This is a genomic window from Mycobacterium sp. 20KCMC460, from assembly GCF_022179425.1.
Classification (GTDB): domain Bacteria; phylum Actinomycetota; class Actinomycetes; order Mycobacteriales; family Mycobacteriaceae; genus Mycobacterium; species Mycobacterium kiyosense.
Genome location: NZ_AP025524.1, coordinates 1,333,942 through 1,352,959 on the forward strand (window position 1 = coordinate 1,333,942; position 19,018 = coordinate 1,352,959).

The following is a 19,018-nucleotide window of genomic DNA, read 5'->3' on the forward strand; positions in this document are numbered from 1 at the left end:
CAGCGCCGTAAGGTGCTGATATGCAGCTGATTTCGGCGGGCTCGACCGAGCTGTTCGTGGGCCCGCCGAAGCGCCCGCTGCAATTGGCGCGGGTGACGGTCGGCGGCTGTACCGCACCCACCCAGCTGCGTATCGACGGCAACGGTCTACGCGGCGAAGTGGTGGTTGCGGCGGGCCAAGAGGTGGTCGAGGTTCCAGTCGTCGTCGAACGCGCGGTGATCGGCCAGCGCCGCGACGCCGCGGTGCGGGCCGGGGCGGCGCAGCTGTCCTTCGAGTTCGTGGTTGCCGAGCCCGGCTGGACGATGTTCATGGTCAGCCACTTCCACTACGACCCGGTCTGGTGGAACACCCAGGGCGCCTACACCAGCGCATGGACCGAGGACCCGCCGGGACAGTGCCGCCAGACCAACGGCTTCGAGCTGGTCCACGCGCACCTGGAGATGGCGCGCCGGGAACCCGAGTACAAATTCGTGCTCGCCGAAGTCGACTACCTCAAGCCGTACTGGGACACCCACCCCGAGGACCGGGCGGACCTGCGCCGGTTCTTCGCCCAGGGCCGGGTCGAGGTGATGGGCGGCACCTACAACGAGCCCAACACCAACCTCACCAGCCCGGAAACAACCATCCGCAACCTGGTGCACGGCATCGGTTTCCAGCGCAACGTGCTGGGGGCCGAGCCGGCCACCGCCTGGCAGCTCGACGTGTTCGGCCACGACCCGCAGTTCCCGGGAATGGCGGCCGATGCCGGGCTGACCTCGAGTTCGTGGGCACGCGGACCGCATCACCAGTGGGGTCCGGCGCAGGGCGGCGACGTCGAGCGCATGCAGTTTTCCAGCGAGTTCGAATGGATCTCGCCGTCGGGACGCGGCCTGCTCACCCACTACATGCCGGCGCACTATTCGGCGGGCTGGTGGATGGACTCCTCGACCACGCTGGCGGCGGCCGAGGAGGCGACCTACGCGCTGTTCGAACAGCTCAAGAGGGTTGCACTGACGCGCAATGTGCTGCTGCCGGTCGGCACCGACTACACCCCGCCGAACAAGTGGGTCACCGAGATCCACCGCGACTGGGCCGCCCGCTACACCTGGCCGCGGTTCGTGTGCGGGCTGCCGCGGGAGTTCTTCGCGGCAGTGCGGGCGGAGCTGGCCGACCCGAAACGGGTTGCCTCGCCGCAGACCCGCGACATGAACCCGATCTACACCGGTAAGGACGTGTCGTACATCGACACCAAGCAGGCCAACCGGGCCGCCGAGAACGCGGTACTGGACGCCGAGCGTTTCGCCGTGTTCGCCGGGGTGTTGACGGGAGCCGAGTATCCGCAGGCGGCGTTCGCCAAGGCGTGGGTGCAGTTGGCCTACGGCGCACACCACGACGCCATCACCGGCTCGGAATCCGACCAGGTGTATCTCGATCTGCTGACCGGCTGGCGCGACGCGTGGGAGCTGGGCCGCGCCGCGCGGGACGCTTCCCTGCAGGTGCTGTCGTCGTTGGCGGCCGGCGCGTCCGACTCGGTGGTGGTCTGGAATCCGGTGACGCAGCCGCGCAGCGACATCGTCACCGCCCGGCTGGATGCGCCGCTGCCGGCCGGGGTGCGGGTGCTGGACTCCGACGGTGTCGAGCATCCCGCCCAGGTGGACGACGGCGGCCACTCGGTGAGCTGGCTGGCCCGCGACGTGCCGTCGCTGGGCTGGCGGACCTACCGGTTGATTCCGCGTGGTGCGGCCGCCGGCTGGCGGCCCGTGGCCGGGGTGCGGATCGCCAACGAGCACTACCGGCTCACTGTCGACCCGGCGCGCGGTGGGGCGGTGGATTCCCTGGTACGGGCCGGTCGCGAGTTGATCGCCGACGGCCGGGTGGGTAACGAGCTCGCCGTCTACGAGGAGTATTCGTCGCATCCGAGCCAGGGGGAAGGGCCGTGGCACCTGCTGACCAAGGGGCCGGTGGTCGGTTCGTCGGAGTCGTCCGCCGCCGTGCAGGCCTACCACGGTCCGCTCGGCCAGCGGCTGGTGGTGCAGGGCCGCATCGGCGAGCTGCTGCGGTACACCCAGACGCTGACGCTGTGGCACCACATCGACCGGCTGGACTGCCGCACCACCATCCACGAGTTCACCGGCGCCGACCGGTTGCTGCGGCTGCGCTGGCCGTGCCCGGTGCCCGGCGCCACCCCGGTCAGCGAGGTCGGGGACGCCGTCGTCGGGCGCGGATTCGCGCTGCTGCACGACGGGGATCGCGCGGTGGACACCGCCGAATACCTGTGGACGCTGGACAACCCGGCTTACGGCTGGTTTGGGTTGTCCTCGGCGATGCGGGTCCGCGTCGGGGAGGCGACGCGGGCGGTGTCGGTGGCCGAGGTGATCGCGCCGTCGGAGCACGAATCCGGGCCCTTGGCCCGCGACCTGATGGTGGCGCTGGTCCGCACCGGCGTGACGGCCACCTGCAGCGCTGCCGATCGGCCCCGGTACGGACATCTCGACGTCGACTCCAACCTGCCCGATGCGCGGATCGCGCTGGGCGGTCCCGGCCGCAACGCCTTCACCGCCGCGGTGCTGGCCGAGGCGGACCCGGTTTACGCCGCCGAACTGCGCCGGCAGCTGGCAGCCGACGGCGCGGCCCGGGTGTGGGTGCCCGCGGCCACCCGGCTGGCGGACGTCTGGGTACCCGACGCCGACCTGCGCGCACCGCGCGCACTGCCGGTGCTGATCGTCGACGGCCGCGACGACAGGAAACTGGCTGCCGCCATCGCCGCGCTGGTCGGTGACCTCGCCGACGCGCAGATCGTCGTCGACCAGCAGGCGCCGTCGGGGCCGGAACCGTTCGACGACCGCACCGTCGCGTTGCTCAACCGTGGCGTGCCGAGCTTCGCTGTCGAGGGACCGGGCACCGACGGCACCCTGCACACGGCGCTGATGCGGTCCTGCACGGGCTGGCCGTCGGGAACCTGGATAGACGAGCCGCGCCGCACCGCGCCGGACGGTTCCAACTTCCAGCTGCAGCACTGGACCCACGATTTCGACTACGCGCTGGTCTGCGACAGCGGCGACTGGCGCCGCGCCGGGCTGCCGGCACGCAGCGCGCAGTTCGCCAACCCGCTGCTGGCGGTAACCCCGCGGGAGCGGCGGGCAGTGCTCCCGCCGGTCGGTTCGTTGCTGCGGGTCGAGCCCGCCGGGGCGGTGCACCTCGCTGCGCTCAAGGCGGCCGGCAATCCGCTGACGGCCGGCCGCACCGACCCCGTCGCACCCCACGAGGTGGCGTTGCGGTTGGTGGAGTCGGTCGGGTCCGGAACCCGGGTGGTGATCGGCTCGGACCTCGGCGCACTGCGTGCGCTGCGCCAGGCGGACCTGTTGGAGCAACCGCTGCGTCGCAAGCGAATGATCGAGCTGCACGGCTACGAGATCGCGACCGTGCTGGCGCGGCTCGACGTCCCCGCCGTGCGTGCCGCGCCGACGCAATTGGCCCCGCACGCGGAGTCGGCCCAGCCGCTCTACGCGCGATATTGGCTGCACAACCGCGGTCCCGCACCGCTGGGTGGGTTGCCGGCCGTGGCCTACCTGCATCCCCGGCAACTCAGTGCCGGCGCCGGTGACCGCCTGCGGCTGCGGCTGACCGCGGCCAGCGACTGCACCGATGCCACGCTGGGCGGCACGGTCGAACTGCTGGGGCCGGACGGCTGGCTGGTCAGCCCCACTGAGCTGCCGTTCACGCTGGGCGCCGGGGAGCATCTGGAGAACGAGGTTGTGGTGACTGTCCCGGCGGATGCCGCGACCGGGCTGCACCCGATCCGGGCTCAGCTGCGCGTCACCGACGCCGACACTCCGGCGGCGTGGCGGCAGGTGGTGGAGGACGTCGCCGTGGTGGCCGTCGGGACCGAGGACACCGAGCTGATCTACCTGATCGACGGTCCGGCCGAGGTCGAGCTGGCCGCCGGCCAGCGGTCGCGCCTGGCCGTGACGATCGGCAGCCGTGCCGGGGCCGACCTGGCCCTGGAAGCGCACCTCATCAGTCCGTGGGGGACCTGGGATTGGATCGGTCCGGCCGTCATCGGCGCGACGCTTCCCGCCGGCGGCACCGCCGAACTCGCCTTCGAGGTGTCGCCGCCGACGTGGGTGGCGCCGGGGAGCTGGTGGGCGCTGGTCCGGGTCGGCTGCGCGGGCCACCTGGTGTATTCGCCGGCCGCGCAGGTGACGGTGACATCGGGCGGACCTGCAGGAGGAGACGCGTGAGCGAGCATCCCGTTGCGACCGTGGGAGGGGCGGGGGTCGCCGTCGCCGAAGTCGACGAGCGCGAGGCGCGGCTGCGGGCCGGACCTCAGGCCGCCGCTTTGCCGCGGTCCGGTACCAGCGAGGGCCGCCAGCTGCGCCGCTGGCTGACTCAGCTGATCGTGACCGAGCGGGTGGTCGACGTGGAGGTGTCCGCGCGCGGCCTGGACGTGGCTGACGCCCCGGCCGAATCCGAGGTGTTGCCCGATGTCACCGCGCGGTTGGAGATCGGCAGCATCGCGGCGGCCACCCTGGCCCGGCCGGCTGCGCGGGCCTTGTTCGCCGACGTCACGGCCGGCGTCACGGTTAGCGAGGCCGAGGTCGCCGACTACCACGCCCGCAATCCGCTGCGCTTTGCGGCCGAGCGTGCCGGCGACCACGGCTGGCGGGGTCCGGCACTCGCCGGGCCGCCGCTGGAGCAGGTCCGGGCCGCGGTCACCGAGCATCTGCTGGGGGCCGCTCGCCGGCGCACGTTCCGGGTGTGGCTGGACGCGCGGCGGGAGGCTCTGGTGCACCTTGCGCCCGGCTATGAGCATCCCGGTGACCCCCGTCAGCCCGACAACACCCACCGGCACTGACATGCTGACCCTCTGCCTCGACATCGGCGGCACCAAGATCGCGGCCGCACTCGCCGACCCCGCCCGTGCCCGTCCCGCCGATCTGCTGGTGTACAACGCCAAGCGCCCGACTCCGCAAGGTGTGAACGCCGACCAGGTTTGGCAGGCGGTCGCCGCGTTGATCGACGAAGCGGTGCAGGCCGCCGGGGGTGCGGTCGCCGCGGTGGGCATCGCGTCGGCCGGGCCCGTCGACCTGGGGGAGGGCACCGTGAGCCCGGTCAATATCGCGGCTTGGCGCGGATTCCCGCTGCGGGACCGAGTGGCGGCGCTGTTACCCGGTGTGCCGGTGCGGCTCGGCGGCGACGGGGTGTGCATGGCGGTTGGTGAGCACTGGCTCGGTGGCGGACGGGGTGCCGGGTTCATGTTGGGCATGGTGGTCTCGACCGGGGTCGGTGGCGGATTGGTGCTCGACGGCGTTCCCTACGACGGCCGCACCGGAAACGCCGGCCACGTCGGCCATGTCGTCGTCGATCCGGACGGCCGGGCCTGCGCGTGCGGCGGGCGGGGCTGCGTGGAGACCGTGGCATCCGGTCCGTCGATGGTGCGCTGGGCGCGGGAGAACGGCTGGGCCGCGCCCGCCGGGGCCGGCGCCAAGGAGTTGGCCGACGCGGCGGCGAGTGGGGATCCGTTGGCGCAGAAGGTGTTTCGGCGGGGCACGCGAGCGTTGGCGGCGATGATCGCCTCGGTGGGTGCGGTCTGCGACCTTGACCTGGTGGTGATCGGCGGGGGAGTGGCGAAGTCCGGTGACGTGCTGTTCGACCCGCTGCGGGCGGCACTGTCCGAATATGCAGGCCTTACCTTTCTGTCCGGACTGCGGGTGGTGCCCGCCGAACTGGGCGGTGCGGCCGGGCTGATCGGGGCAGCCCGGCTGGCCGGGCTGTAGGCAGCCGCGGAGCGCTACTGCGGCGTTCCGGCCTGCCCGTCGAGTCCGAGCAGCAGGCCCCCGTCGCCGCCGGCGCCCGCAGTGCCCTGGGTGCTGGCGGCGTTTCCGCCGAGGCCCGGATTACCTCCGTTACCGCCGCTGCCGATCAGCCCGGCCGTACCGCCGTCACCTCCGTCGCCGCCGGTGGTGATGGGGCCGGTGCCCGCGCCGCCGGCCCCGCCGGCGCCGCCGAAGCCGGACAGCAACCCGGCGTCGCCGCCGCGGCCGCCGTGGCCCCCGTGGTACCCGTTCCCGCCGTTTTGGCTGATCGACGCCCGCCGCGCTATGGTGGTCACCGATCCACCGAAGACCGTCGGTCACCGAGCAATCGGTTGAAAGTCCGGGAGAATCCCGGCGGCCCACGCAGGAGGACGAGGTGTTATCCGTCGGCGCATGCGTCGGCGCATCCCCAACGCCCCGGCCGCATCCTGCGCCGGGGCGTTCGTCGTTCTCAGGTGATCCGGCAGACCAACAGACTTTCCAGCACATCGGTACTTCGACCACAGGAGGCAGGCATGGCCAAGGCTGACAAGGCCACCGCCGTTGCAGACATCGCCGAGCACTTCAAGGCCTCGAGCGCGACCGTCATCACCGAATACCGCGGCCTGACCGTCGCCAACCTGGCCGAGCTGCGTCGGTCGCTGAGCGGCTCGGCCACCTACGCGGTGGCCAAGAACACCCTGATCAAGCGGGCTGCCTCGGAGGCCGGGATCGAAGGCCTCGACGAGCTGTTCGCCGGGCCGACGGCGATCGCGTTCGTCACCGGTGAGCCCGTCGACGTCGCCAAGGCGCTGAAGACCTTCGCCAAGGAGCACAAGGCGCTGATCATCAAGGGCGGCTACATGGATGGTCACGCCCTGAGCGTGGCCGAGGTCGAGCGCATCGCCGACCTGGAATCCCGCGAGGTGCTGCTGGCCAAGCTGGCCGGCGCCATGAAGGGCAACCTCGCCAAGGCCGCGGGGCTGTTCAATGCGCCCGCGTCGCAGATGGCCCGACTGCTGGCCGCTCTGCAGGAAAAGAAGGACTCCGAGGCTCCCGCGGCGGCCGCCGCGCCGGCCGCAGAGGCACCAGCCGAGGCAGCTGCCGAAGCCGAGTAACACCCGCAAACCCCGACAAACCCGGAAATATCAGGAAGGACCCACACCATGGCCAAGCTGTCCAGCGACGACCTGCTCGACGCATTCAAGGAAATGACCCTGTTGGAGCTCTCGGACTTCGTGAAGAAGTTCGAGGAGACCTTTGAGGTCACCGCGGCCGCCCCGGTCGCCGTTGCCGCTGCCGGTGGTGGCGGCGGCGCCGCTCCCGCTGAGGCCGCCGAGGAGCAGAGCGAGTTCGACGTGATCCTCGAGGCCGCCGGCGACAAGAAGATCGGCGTCATCAAGGTGGTCCGCGAGATCGTCTCGGGCCTGGGCCTCAAGGAGGCCAAGGACCTGGTCGACGGCGCCCCCAAGCCGCTGCTCGAGAAGGTCGCCAAGGAGGCCGCCGACGAGGCCAAGGCCAAGCTCGAGGCCGCCGGCGCCACCGTCACCGTCAAGTAGTTCAGAACCACGCGCAAACCCCCGGATCGACATCCGGGGGTTTTTGCGTTCAGCCGGCCGACGCCCGCGCCGAACGCCGCACCAGCTCCGGCGAATCGCCAAGGGCCACAAGAAGATTCGTGGTCATGGAACTGAGCACCGGCCCGACGGCGGCGTCGTCGTCGCCGTAGAACCCGGCCAGTTCCAGCATCACGAAACCATGCACGCACGCCCAGAATTGGGCGGCGGTGGCCACGATTTCCCGATCCGACCCGGCCTCGGTGGCCGCGGCGCCGGCGCTGATTCGGCCGGCATCCATCGCCCGTTGCACCGCGCGCACCAGGTGCGCGAAGCTCGGGATGCCTTGATAGATCTGGTCCAGCGTCAGCGTCAGCACATTGCCCGCGGGGGCGTTGATGCCGTGTGCGCTGGTGCTGCCGAACATCAAGCGGTAGAGGTGTGGTCGTTGTATCGCGTACCGGCGGTACGCGGCGCCCACCGACAGCAGGTCGGCGACCGGATCGGCGGTCTCGGGCATGCGCAAAGCCACGTCGAACTGCCGTAACCCCTCCTCGGCGACGGCGGCGATCAGCCCGCGCATGCCGCCGAAATGGGTGTACACCGCCATCGTCGAAGTCCCGGCTGCGCCGGCCACCTTGCGCGTCTGCAGCGCGTCGGGACCGTGCTCGTCCAGTAGGGCCACGGCCGCGTGCAGCAACGCGTCGCGCACGTTGCGCTCAGTCTGCGAAGTCATCTCGAGAGACATTATTGCCATCTTCCCGTCGGCGGCGTAGCGTGCCAATAACTAGGAAATAACAATGTTATAGGAGTTCAGGCATGACTTCCGTGCAGACTGCCCAATCCCGGAACCCCTACCTGGAAGACTTTCTGGCGCCGGTGGACGCCGAAGTGACCGCGACCGACCTGCCGGTCACCGGACATATCCCCGACCACCTGCACGGGCGCTACCTGCGTAACGGCCCCAACCCGGCCGCCGAGGTGAACCCGGCGACATATCACTGGTTCAGCGGGGACGGGATGGTGCACGGCGTCGCACTGCAGGACGGCCAGGCGCGCTGGTACCGCAACCGCTGGGTGCGCAGTCTGCCCGTGTGCGCCGCACTCGGCGAACCCCGGCCGGCGCGGCTTGACCCGCGGGCGGGGCTGCTCGCCTTGGGCGCCAACACCAACGTGCTGGCCCATGCCGGCCGAACCCTCGCGCTCGTCGAGGGCGGCGTCGCCAACTACGAACTCACCGACGACCTGGACACCGTCGGTACCTGGGACTTCCGCGGCACCTTGTACGGCGGCTACACCGCCCACCCGCACCGGGACCCCCACACCGGCGAATTGCACGCCGTCTCCTATTCCTTTGCGCGCGGGCGGACGGTCCAGTACTCGGTGATCGGCGTCGACGGCCGCGCCCGCAAGACGGTCGACATCGCCGTGTCGGGGTCGCCGATGATGCACGACTTCTCGCTCACCGACAAATATGTGGTGCTCTACGACCTGCCGGTGACGTTCGACACCGCCCAGATGCTGCCCGCGAACCTGCCGCGCTGGCTGTCGCGGCCGGCGCAACTGGTGGTGCAATCGATGGTCGGCCGGGTGCGGATGCCCAGCCCGATAGCGGCGATGGTCAACCGCAACCCCAATCCGTCGGACCGCATGCCCTACGCCTGGAACCCGAACTACCCGGCACGCATCGGCGTCATGCCGCGGGAGGGATCCGGGAAGGACGTCCGGTGGTTCGACATCGAACCCTGCTACGTCTACCACCCGCTCAACGCTTATTCCGAACAGCGCGGTGAGGCCGAAGTCCTGGTGCTGGATGTGGTGCGTTATGACCGGATGTTCGATCGCGACCGGCGCGGCCCCGGGGAGAGCCGGCCGATGCTGGACCGCTGGACCATCAACCTGTCCACCGGCGCGGTGTCCACCGAACGTCGTGACGACCGGCCGCAGGAGTTTCCCCGCATCAACGAGGCCCTGACCGGTGCCCGGCATCGGTTCGGCTATGCGGTGGGTATCGGCGACGGGTTCGTCGACAGCTACGGCAATCAGGCCGCCCCGATGTCCACCGCGCTGTACAAGCACGACTTTGCGGCCGGGGCCAGCGAAGTCGCCGTCCTCGACCCTGACCTCGTCCTCGGCGAGATGTCGTTCGTCCCCAACCCCGCGCCGGACGGCCGCACTGCGGCCGAGGACGACGGGATCCTGATGGGCTACGGCTACCACCGTGGCCGCGACGAAGGGCAGCTGGTGATGCTGGACGCCCAGACGCTGGAATCGGTCGCCACCGTGCACCTGCCGCAGCGGGTTCCGATGGGCTTCCACGGGAACTGGGCGCCGGTGGCCTGACGGACGGCGTCACCCGATCGGAGGATTGTTACCTCCCAACCCTGATGCCGTGGTGAGGGCGTGCGCTACAGTGACTCAAGCCACACGGGCTGGTGGCTGATACGCGCGTCGACGGAAGGGTTTCCTATGGGTGTCGCGATCGAGGTCAACGGGCTCACCAAGTCGTTCGGATCCTCGAGGATCTGGGAAGACGTCACGCTCACGATCCCCGCCGGCGAAGTCAGCGTGCTACTGGGCCCGTCGGGTACCGGTAAGTCGGTGTTCCTGAAGTCCCTGATCGGTCTGCTGCGCCCGGAGCGCGGCTCCATCATCATCGACGGCACCGACATCATCGAGTGCTCGGCCAAAGAGCTCTACGAGATCCGCACCCTGTTCGGCGTGCTGTTCCAGGACGGCGCGCTGTTCGGCTCGATGAACCTCTACGACAACACCGCCTTCCCGCTGCGCGAGCACACCAAGAAGAAGGAAAGCGAGATCCGTAACATCGTTATGGAGAAGCTGGAGATGGTGGGCCTCGGCGGCGACGAGAAGAAGTTCCCCGGGGAGATCTCCGGTGGTATGCGCAAGCGTGCCGGTCTGGCCCGCGCGCTGGTCCTCGACCCGCAGATCATCCTGTGCGACGAGCCCGACTCCGGTCTGGACCCGGTCCGTACCGCGTACCTGAGCCAGCTGATCATGGACATCAACGCCCAGATCGACGCGACCATCCTCATCGTCACGCACAACATCAACATCGCCCGCACCGTGCCGGACAACATGGGCATGTTGTTCCGCAAGCACCTGGTCATGTTCGGACCGCGGGAAGTGCTGCTGACCAGCGACGAGCCGGTGGTGCGCCAGTTCCTCAACGGCCGCCGGATCGGGCCGATCGGTATGTCGGAGGAAAAGGACGAGGCCACCATGGCCGAGGAGCAGGCGGCGCTCGAAGCCGGCCAGCACGCCGGCGGTGTGGAAGACATCGAGGGTGTGCCGCCGCAGATCGAAGCCTCGCCCGGCATGCCGGAACGCAAGGGCGTGGCTCGCCGCCAGGCCCGGGTGCGCGCCATGTTGCACACGCTGCCGCAGAAGGCCCAGCAGGCGATCCTCGACGATCTCGAGGGCACCCACAAGTACCAGTCGCACGAATTCTGATCGGCTGCCGGCCGCCCGCCCGGCAGTTCGGATCGGAAACGTGAGTTCGGCTCCCTGAGATTCGACGGGTTGTCCGGCACGTTCCAGGTCTGTCCAGAGCTGCGTGCAGCGGCCTGTTCAGCCACGTCACCCCGGGAATTTCCCACAACTTGCCGCGCCCACCTCTTGACGGAAGGGCCTAAACGGGTCAATCTGTTGGGCAGCATGTGTGCGTGTGAAACCAGAGGTGCCAGCCAGCGCCGTTTCCCGTGCACGCTTGATCGTGCTGGGTATTTGAGGAATGCGCCGTCCTGCGCTATTGTTGGACGTTGCGCTGGCTACCTCCTGCCCACCTCACAATCGCCACTTGGCCGCTAAAGACACTGTGGTCTTAGCCTGAGCTCCTTTTTGCGGCTCAGCTATTCAGTTGCGTGCGTGAGATCCGGACAGTTCGTTCGCCAGCCGATACCGACAAAATATCTGCGGCGAACAGCTCAGCAGGCACCGGCTCGCGCCGGCTCGCTCAATGGCTTCGGGGTCCCTCCCGTACGTCGCACGAGGTGCTGGAAGGACGCATCTTGGCCGATTTCCGCCAGAGCAACACAGGTAGCCCACAAAGTTCTTCGAACAGTTCGGTACCCGGAGCGCCCAACCGGGTTTCCTTCGCCAAGTTGCGCGAACCCCTCGAGGTCCCCGGGTTGCTCGACGTTCAGACCGACTCGTTCGAGTGGCTGATCGGCTCCCAGCGTTGGCGCGACACTGCCGCCAAGCGCGGCGACGTCAACCAGATGGGTGGGCTCGAAGAAGTACTGCACGAGCTCTCGCCGATCGAGGACTTCTCGGGCTCGATGTCGCTGTCTTTCTCCGACCCGCGCTTTGACGAGGTCAAGGCGCCGGTCGACGAGTGCAAAGACAAGGACATGACGTACGCGGCCCCGCTGTTCGTCACCGCCGAGTTCATCAACAACAACACCGGCGAGATCAAGAGCCAGACGGTGTTCATGGGTGACTTCCCGATGATGACCGAGAAGGGCACCTTCATCATCAACGGCACCGAGCGTGTCGTGGTCAGCCAGCTGGTCCGGTCGCCCGGTGTGTATTTCGACGAGACCATCGACAAGTCCACCGAGAAGACGCTGCACAGCGTCAAGGTGATCCCCAGCCGCGGCGCGTGGCTGGAGTTCGACGTCGACAAGCGCGACACCGTGGGTGTGCGCATCGACCGCAAGCGCCGCCAGCCGGTCACCGTGCTGCTCAAGGCCCTGGGCTGGACCAACGAGCAGATCCACGAGCGGTTCGGCTTCTCCGAGATCATGATGGGCACGCTGGAGAAGGACAACACCGCCGGCACCGACGAGGCGCTGCTGGACATCTACCGCAAGCTGCGTCCGGGCGAACCGCCGACCAAGGAGTCCGCGCAGACCCTGCTGGAGAACCTGTTCTTCAAGGAGAAGCGTTACGACCTGGCCCGGGTGGGCCGGTACAAGGTCAACAAGAAGCTCGGCCTGCATGTCGGGGATCCGATCACCAGCTCGACGCTGACCGAGGAAGACGTGGTCGCCACCATCGAGTACCTGGTGCGCCTGCACGAGGGCCAGCACTCGATGACGGTTCCCGGCGGCACCGAGGTGCCGGTGGAGACCGACGACATCGACCACTTCGGCAACCGCCGGTTGCGCACCGTGGGCGAGCTGATCCAGAACCAGATCCGGGTCGGCATGTCCCGCATGGAGCGTGTCGTGCGCGAGCGGATGACCACTCAGGACGTCGAGGCGATCACGCCGCAGACCCTGATCAACATCCGGCCCGTCGTCGCCGCGATCAAGGAGTTCTTCGGCACCAGCCAGCTGTCGCAGTTCATGGACCAGAACAACCCGCTGTCGGGTCTGACCCACAAGCGTCGTCTGTCGGCGCTGGGCCCGGGTGGTCTGTCCCGTGAGCGTGCCGGCCTGGAGGTCCGCGACGTGCACCCGTCGCACTACGGCCGGATGTGCCCGATCGAGACGCCGGAAGGCCCGAACATCGGTCTGATCGGGTCGCTGTCGGTGTACGCGCGGGTCAACCCGTTCGGCTTCATCGAGACGCCTTACCGGAAAGTCGTCGACGGTGTGGTCTCGGACGAGATCCACTACCTGACCGCCGACGAGGAGGACCGCCACGTCGTGGCGCAGGCCAACTCGCCGATCGACGCCGAGGGTCGCTTCATCGAGCCGCGCGTCCTGGTCCGCCGCAAGGCCGGTGAGGTGGAGTACGTGCCGTCATCCGAGGTGGACTACATGGACGTGTCACCGCGCCAGATGGTGTCGGTGGCCACCGCGATGATCCCGTTCCTCGAGCACGACGACGCCAACCGCGCCCTGATGGGCGCGAACATGCAGCGTCAGGCGGTTCCGCTGGTGCGCAGCGAGGCACCGCTGGTGGGCACCGGCATGGAGCTGCGGGCGGCCATCGACGCCGGCGACGTCGTCGTCGCCGAGAAGGCGGGCGTGATCGAGGAGGTCTCGGCCGACTACATCACCGTCATGCACGACGAGGGCACCCGGCGCACCTACCGGATGCGCAAGTTCGCCCGCTCCAACCACGGCACCTGCGCCAACCAGTCGCCGATCGTCGACGCCGGCGACCGGGTGGAAGCCGGCCAGGTGATCGCCGACGGCCCCTGCACCGAGAACGGTGAGATGGCCCTGGGCAAGAACCTGCTGGTGGCGATCATGCCGTGGGAGGGCCACAACTACGAGGACGCCATCATCCTGTCCAACCGCCTGGTTGAAGAGGACGTGTTGACCTCGATCCACATCGAGGAGCACGAGATCGACGCCCGCGACACCAAGCTGGGCGCCGAGGAGATCACCCGGGACATCCCGAACGTCTCCGACGAGGTGCTGGCGGACCTGGACGAGCGGGGCATCGTGCGTATCGGCGCCGAGGTTCGCGACGGCGACATCCTGGTCGGCAAGGTCACACCCAAGGGTGAGACCGAGCTGACCCCGGAAGAGCGGCTGCTGCGCGCGATCTTCGGCGAGAAGGCCCGCGAGGTCCGCGACACCTCCCTGAAGGTGCCGCACGGCGAGTCCGGCAAGGTCATCGGCATCCGGGTGTTCTCCCGCGAGGATGACGACGAGCTGCCCGCCGGCGTCAACGAGCTGGTCCGCGTGTACGTGGCCCAGAAGCGCAAGATCTCCGACGGCGACAAGCTGGCCGGCCGGCACGGCAACAAGGGCGTCATCGGCAAGATCCTGCCGGTGGAGGACATGCCGTTCCTGCCGGACGGAACCCCGGTGGACATCATCCTGAATACCCACGGGGTGCCGCGACGGATGAACATCGGCCAGATCCTGGAGACCCACCTCGGGTGGGTGGCCAAGGCCGGCTGGAACATCGAGGGCAGTCCGGAGTGGGCGGCGAACCTGCCCGAGGATCTGCGCCACGCCCAGCCGAACCAGATCGTCTCCACGCCGGTGTTCGACGGCGCCAAGGAGGAGGAGCTGCAGGGCCTGCTGTCGGCCACGCTGCCCAACCGCGACGGCGAGGTGCTGGTCAACGAGGACGGCAAGGCGGTGCTCTTCGACGGGCGCAGCGGGGAGCCGTTCCCGTACCCGGTCACGGTCGGCTACATGTACATCATGAAGCTGCACCACCTGGTGGACGACAAGATCCACGCCCGCTCGACCGGCCCGTACTCGATGATCACCCAGCAGCCGCTGGGCGGTAAGGCGCAGTTCGGCGGTCAGCGGTTCGGTGAGATGGAGTGCTGGGCCATGCAGGCCTACGGTGCCGCGTACACGCTGCAGGAGCTGCTGACCATCAAGTCCGACGACACCGTCGGGCGGGTCAAGGTCTACGAGGCGATCGTCAAGGGCGAGAACATCCCCGAGCCCGGCATCCCCGAGTCGTTCAAGGTGCTGCTCAAGGAGCTGCAGTCGCTGTGCCTCAACGTCGAGGTGCTCTCGTCCGACGGTGCGGCCATCGAGCTGCGCGAGGGCGAGGACGAGGACCTGGAACGGGCTGCCGCCAACCTGGGAATCAACTTGTCGCGCAACGAATCTGCTTCGGTAGAGGACCTTGCCTAATTTGTGAGCGCTCGCGCGAAGAACTAATAACCGAGCTAATCCCGCAAGGGGAAAGGGAGTTACGTGCTAGACGTCAACTTCTTCGATGAACTCCGGATCGGCCTGGCTACCGCGGAGGACATCCGTCAGTGGTCCTACGGTGAGGTCAAGAAGCCGGAGACCATCAACTACCGCACGCTCAAGCCTGAGAAGGACGGCCTGTTCTGCGAGAAGATCTTCGGACCGACTCGCGACTGGGAGTGCTACTGCGGCAAGTACAAGCGGGTGCGCTTCAAGGGCATCATCTGTGAGCGCTGCGGCGTCGAGGTCACCCGCGCCAAAGTGCGTCGGGAGCGGATGGGTCACATCGAGCTGGCCGCTCCGGTCACCCACATCTGGTACTTCAAGGGCGTGCCCTCGCGGTTGGGCTACCTGCTCGACCTGGCCCCGAAGGACCTGGAAAAGATCATCTACTTCGCCGCGTATGTGATCACCGCGGTCGACGACGAGATGCGGCACAACGAGCTGTCCACGCTCGAGGCCGAGATGGTGGTCGAGCGCAAGGCCGTCGAGGACCAGCGCGACGCCGACCTGGAAGCCCGCGCGCAGAAGCTCGAGGCCGACCTGGCCGAGCTGGAGGCCGAGGGCGCCAAGGCCGACGCCAAGCGCAAGGTCCGCGACGGCGGTGAGCGCGAGATGCGTCAGCTGCGCGACCGCGCCCAGCGCGAGCTGGACCGGCTCGACGACATCTGGAACACGTTCACCAAGCTCGCTCCCAAGCAGTTGATCGTGGACGAGAACCTGTACCGCGAGCTGCAGGACCGCTACGGCGAGTACTTCACCGGTGCCATGGGCGCGGAGTCGATCCAGAAGCTGATCGAGAACTTCGACATCGACGCCGAGGCCGAGCAGTTGCGGGATGTCATCCGAAACGGCAAGGGGCAGAAGAAGCTTCGTGCCCTCAAGCGCCTCAAGGTGGTGGCCGCGTTCCAGCAGTCGGGCAACTCCCCGATGGGCATGGTGCTCGACGCGGTGCCGGTGATCCCGCCGGAGCTGCGCCCCATGGTGCAGCTCGACGGTGGCCGGTTCGCCACGTCCGACCTGAACGACCTGTACCGCCGCGTGATCAACCGCAACAACCGGTTGAAGCGACTGATCGACCTCGGCGCGCCCGAGATCATCGTCAACAACGAGAAGCGGATGCTGCAGGAGTCCGTCGACGCGCTGTTCGACAACGGCCGCCGCGGCCGGCCCGTCACGGGTCCGGGTAACCGTCCGCTGAAGTCGCTGAGCGACCTGCTCAAGGGCAAGCAGGGCCGGTTCCGGCAGAACCTGCTCGGTAAGCGGGTCGACTACTCGGGCCGTTCGGTCATCGTGGTCGGCCCGCAACTCAAGCTGCACCAGTGCGGTCTGCCCAAGCTGATGGCGCTCGAGCTGTTCAAGCCGTTCGTGATGAAGCGCCTGGTCGACCTCAACCACGCGCAGAACATCAAGAGCGCCAAGCGGATGGTGGAGCGTCAGCGGCCCCAGGTGTGGGACGTGCTCGAAGAAGTCATCGCCGAGCACCCGGTGCTGCTGAACCGTGCACCCACCCTGCACCGGCTGGGTATCCAGGCCTTCGAGCCGATGCTGGTGGAAGGCAAGGCAATTCAGCTGCACCCGTTGGTGTGTGAGGCGTTCAACGCCGACTTCGACGGCGACCAGATGGCCGTGCACCTGCCGCTTTCGGCGGAGGCGCAGGCCGAGGCGCGCATCCTGATGCTGTCGAGCAACAACATCCTGTCGCCGGCATCCGGCCGCCCGCTGGCCATGCCGCGGCTGGACATGGTGACCGGGCTGTACTTCCTGACCACCGAGGTCGAGGGCGACAAGGGCGAGTACCGGCCGGCCGGGCAGGACACGCCGGAGTCCGGTGTGTACTCCTCACCGGCCGAGGCGATCATGGCGGCCGACCGCGGTGTGCTGTCGGTGCGCGCCAAGATCAAGGTGCGGTTGACGCAGCTGCGTCCGCCGGCCGAGATCGAGGCCGCGCTGTTCGGCGCCAACGGCTGGCAGCCGGGCGACGCCTGGGTGGCCGAGACGACGCTGGGCCGGGTGCTGTTCAACGAACTGCTGCCGCTGGGCTACCCGTTCGTGAACAAGCAGATGCACAAGAAGGTGCAGGCGTCGATCATCAACGACCTGGCCGAGCGCTACCCGATGATCGTGGTCGCGCAGACCGTGGACAAGCTCAAGGACGCCGGCTTCTACTGGGCGACGCGCAGTGGCGTCACGGTCTCGATGGCCGACGTGCTGGTGCCGCCGCGGAAGAAGGAGATCCTCGACCACTACGAGGAGCGGGCCGAGAAGGTCGAAAAGCAGTTCCAGCGTGGTGCTTTGAACCACGACGAGCGCAACGAGGCGCTGGTGGAGATCTGGAAGGAAGCCACCGACGAGGTGGGTCAGGCGCTGCGGGAGCACTACCCCAGCGACAACCCGATCATCACCATCGTCGACTCGGGTGCCACGGGTAACTTCACCCAGACCCGGACGCTGGCCGGCATGAAGGGTCTGGTGACCAACCCCAAGGGTGAGTTCATCCCGCGTCCGGTCAAGTCCTCCTTCCGTGAGGGCCTGACCGTGCTGGAGTACTTCATCAACACCCACGGCGCGCGAAAGGGCTTGGCGGACACCGCGTTGCGTACCGCCGACTCGGGTTACCTGACCCGTCGTCTGGTGGACGTCAGCCAGGACGTCATCGTGCGCGAGCACGACTGCGAGACCGAGCGGGGCATCATCGTCGAGTTGGCCGAGCGTCAGCCCGACGGCACCCTGATCCGTGACCCGTACATCGAAACCTCGGCGTACGCACGGACTTTGGGAGCCGACGCGGTCGACGAGGCGGGCAACGTCGTCGTCGCCCGTGGCGAGGACCTGGGTGACCCGTCGATCGAGGCGCTGCTGGCCGCGGGTATCACGCAGATCAAGGTGCGTTCGGTGCTCACCTGCACCACCGGCACCGGCGTCTGCGCCACCTGCTACGGCCGCTCGATGGCCACCGGCAAGCTGGTCGACATCGGTGAGGCGGTCGGCATCGTCGCCGCCCAGTCCATCGGTGAGCCCGGCACGCAGCTGACCATGCGTACCTTCCACCAGGGTGGTGTGGGTGAGGACATCACCGGCGGTCTGCCGCGTGTCCAGGAGCTGTTCGAGGCGCGCGTCCCGCGCGGCAAGGCACCCATCGCCGACGTCACCGGTCGGGTTCGGCTCGAGGACGGGGAGCGCTTCTACAAGATCACCATCGTCCCCGACGACGGCGGCGAGGAAGTGGTCTACGACAAGCTCTCCAAGCGTCAGCGGCTGCGGGTGTTCAAGCACGAGGACGGCTCCGAGCGGGTGCTGTCCGACGGCGACCACGTCGAGGTGGGTCAGCAATTGATGGAAGGCTCGGCCGACCCGCACGAGGTGCTGCGTGTGCAGGGCCCGCGCGAGGTGCAGATCCACCTGGTCCGCGAGGTCCAGGAGGTGTACCGGGCGCAGGGTGTGTCGATCCACGACAAGCACATCGAGGTGATCGTGCGCCAGATGCTGCGCCGGGTCACCATCATCGACTCGGGCTCGACGGAGTTCCTGCCCGGCTCGCTGATCGACCGTGCCGAGTTCGAGGCGGAGAACCGCCGGGTGGTTGCCGAGGGTGGCGAGCCCGCGGCCGGCCGTCCGGTGCTGATGGGTATCACCAAGGCATCGCTGGCCACCGACTCGTGGTTGTCCGCGGCGTCGTTCCAGGAGACCACCCGGGTGCTGACCGATGCGGCGATCAACTGCCGCAGCGACAAGCTCAACGGTCTGAAGGAGAACGTGATCATCGGAAAGCTGATCCCGGCCGGTACCGGCATCAACCGGTACCGCAACATCCAGGTGCAGCCGACCGAGGAGGCCCGCGCCGCGGCGTACACGATCCCGTCCTACGAGGATCAGTACTACAGCCCGGACTTCGGTCAGGCCACCGGTGCCGCGGTCCCGCTGGACGACTACGGTTACTCCGACTACCGGTAAACGATACGAGCGAATCAGCCCCCGCCGCCCCGACTTTGGGGCCGCGGGGGCTGTTCGTATCGCGCGGCGTTTGCTGCTTGTGCGCCCGCCCGCCGTCGGCCCCAACCTTCCGCCCGAGCGTCACGCCAGCGTGACGCTCGGCGTCGACGGT

Annotated in this window: 11 protein-coding genes; 9 read left to right on the top strand and 2 right to left on the bottom strand. The window is 68.4% G+C overall.

Annotated features, from left to right (window positions below):
* Nucleotides 1-20 precede the first annotated feature (20 nt).
* Genes MKCMC460_RS06170 through MKCMC460_RS06180 form a run of 3 tightly spaced genes read left to right on the top strand, consistent with a single transcriptional unit; the run spans nt 21 to nt 5,756 of the window.
* Nucleotides 21-4,220 carry an NEW3 domain-containing protein gene (locus MKCMC460_RS06170; protein WP_238305403.1) on the top strand — a complete coding sequence of 1,400 codons (4,200 nt, stop codon included), beginning with the start codon at nt 21-23 and terminating at the stop codon, nt 4,218-4,220.
* Complete coding sequence (locus MKCMC460_RS06175; protein ID WP_236983811.1) at nt 4,190-4,834, top strand: malonyl CoA-ACP transacylase; 645 nt, start codon at nt 4,190-4,192, stop codon at nt 4,832-4,834. The genes MKCMC460_RS06170 and MKCMC460_RS06175 overlap by 31 nt, the downstream gene beginning before the upstream one ends.
* Before the next feature lies 1 nt (nt 4,835).
* Nucleotides 4,836-5,756, top strand: coding sequence for an ROK family protein (locus MKCMC460_RS06180; protein WP_236983813.1), 921 nt, complete (start codon nt 4,836-4,838; stop codon nt 5,754-5,756).
* Between the two features lie 14 nt (nt 5,757-5,770).
* Here the strand turns inward: MKCMC460_RS06180 and MKCMC460_RS06185 are convergent, their stop codons facing one another.
* The gene (locus tag MKCMC460_RS06185; protein ID WP_238305404.1) at nt 5,771-6,091 is read right to left on the bottom strand and encodes a hypothetical protein; all 321 of its coding nucleotides are present in this window, start codon (nt 6,089-6,091) and stop codon (nt 5,771-5,773) included.
* 219 nt (nt 6,092-6,310) lie between these two features.
* On the opposite strand from MKCMC460_RS06185, the gene rplJ reads away from it, so the two are divergent.
* Entirely contained in the window at nt 6,311-6,892 is a 582-nt protein-coding gene (gene rplJ, locus MKCMC460_RS06190) for a 50S ribosomal protein L10 (protein WP_238305406.1), read from the top strand.
* Nucleotides 6,893-6,940: 48 nt separating this feature from the next.
* Nucleotides 6,941-7,333 (top strand): 50S ribosomal protein L7/L12, encoded by a 393-nt coding sequence (gene rplL, locus MKCMC460_RS06195; RefSeq protein ID WP_236981085.1) that lies wholly within the window; start codon nt 6,941-6,943, stop codon nt 7,331-7,333.
* Nucleotides 7,334-7,382: 49 nt separating this feature from the next.
* On the opposite strand, the gene MKCMC460_RS06200 is transcribed toward rplL, so the two are convergent.
* Nucleotides 7,383-8,066: a TetR/AcrR family transcriptional regulator gene (locus MKCMC460_RS06200; protein ID WP_236981087.1), complete on the bottom strand. Its 684-nt coding sequence runs from the start codon at nt 8,064-8,066 to the stop codon at nt 7,383-7,385.
* An 83-nt stretch (nt 8,067-8,149) separates the two neighbouring features.
* Between MKCMC460_RS06200 and MKCMC460_RS06205 the strand changes: the two genes are divergently transcribed.
* From MKCMC460_RS06205 to MKCMC460_RS06220, 4 genes are all read left to right on the top strand, one after another.
* Nucleotides 8,150-9,673, top strand: a complete 1,524-nt coding sequence (locus MKCMC460_RS06205; RefSeq protein WP_236981089.1) for a carotenoid oxygenase family protein — start codon at nt 8,150-8,152, stop codon at nt 9,671-9,673.
* A 126-nt stretch (nt 9,674-9,799) separates the two neighbouring features.
* The gene (locus tag MKCMC460_RS06210) at nt 9,800-10,804 is read left to right on the top strand and encodes an ABC transporter ATP-binding protein (protein WP_236981091.1); all 1,005 of its coding nucleotides are present in this window, start codon (nt 9,800-9,802) and stop codon (nt 10,802-10,804) included.
* Between the two features lie 557 nt (nt 10,805-11,361).
* Nucleotides 11,362-14,853, top strand: coding sequence for a DNA-directed RNA polymerase subunit beta (locus tag MKCMC460_RS06215; protein WP_370653077.1), 3,492 nt, complete (start codon nt 11,362-11,364; stop codon nt 14,851-14,853).
* A gap of 63 nt (nt 14,854-14,916) precedes the next feature.
* Nucleotides 14,917-18,867, top strand: coding sequence for a DNA-directed RNA polymerase subunit beta' (locus MKCMC460_RS06220; RefSeq protein ID WP_236981095.1), 3,951 nt, complete (start codon nt 14,917-14,919; stop codon nt 18,865-18,867).
* Nucleotides 18,868-19,018 lie beyond the last annotated feature (151 nt).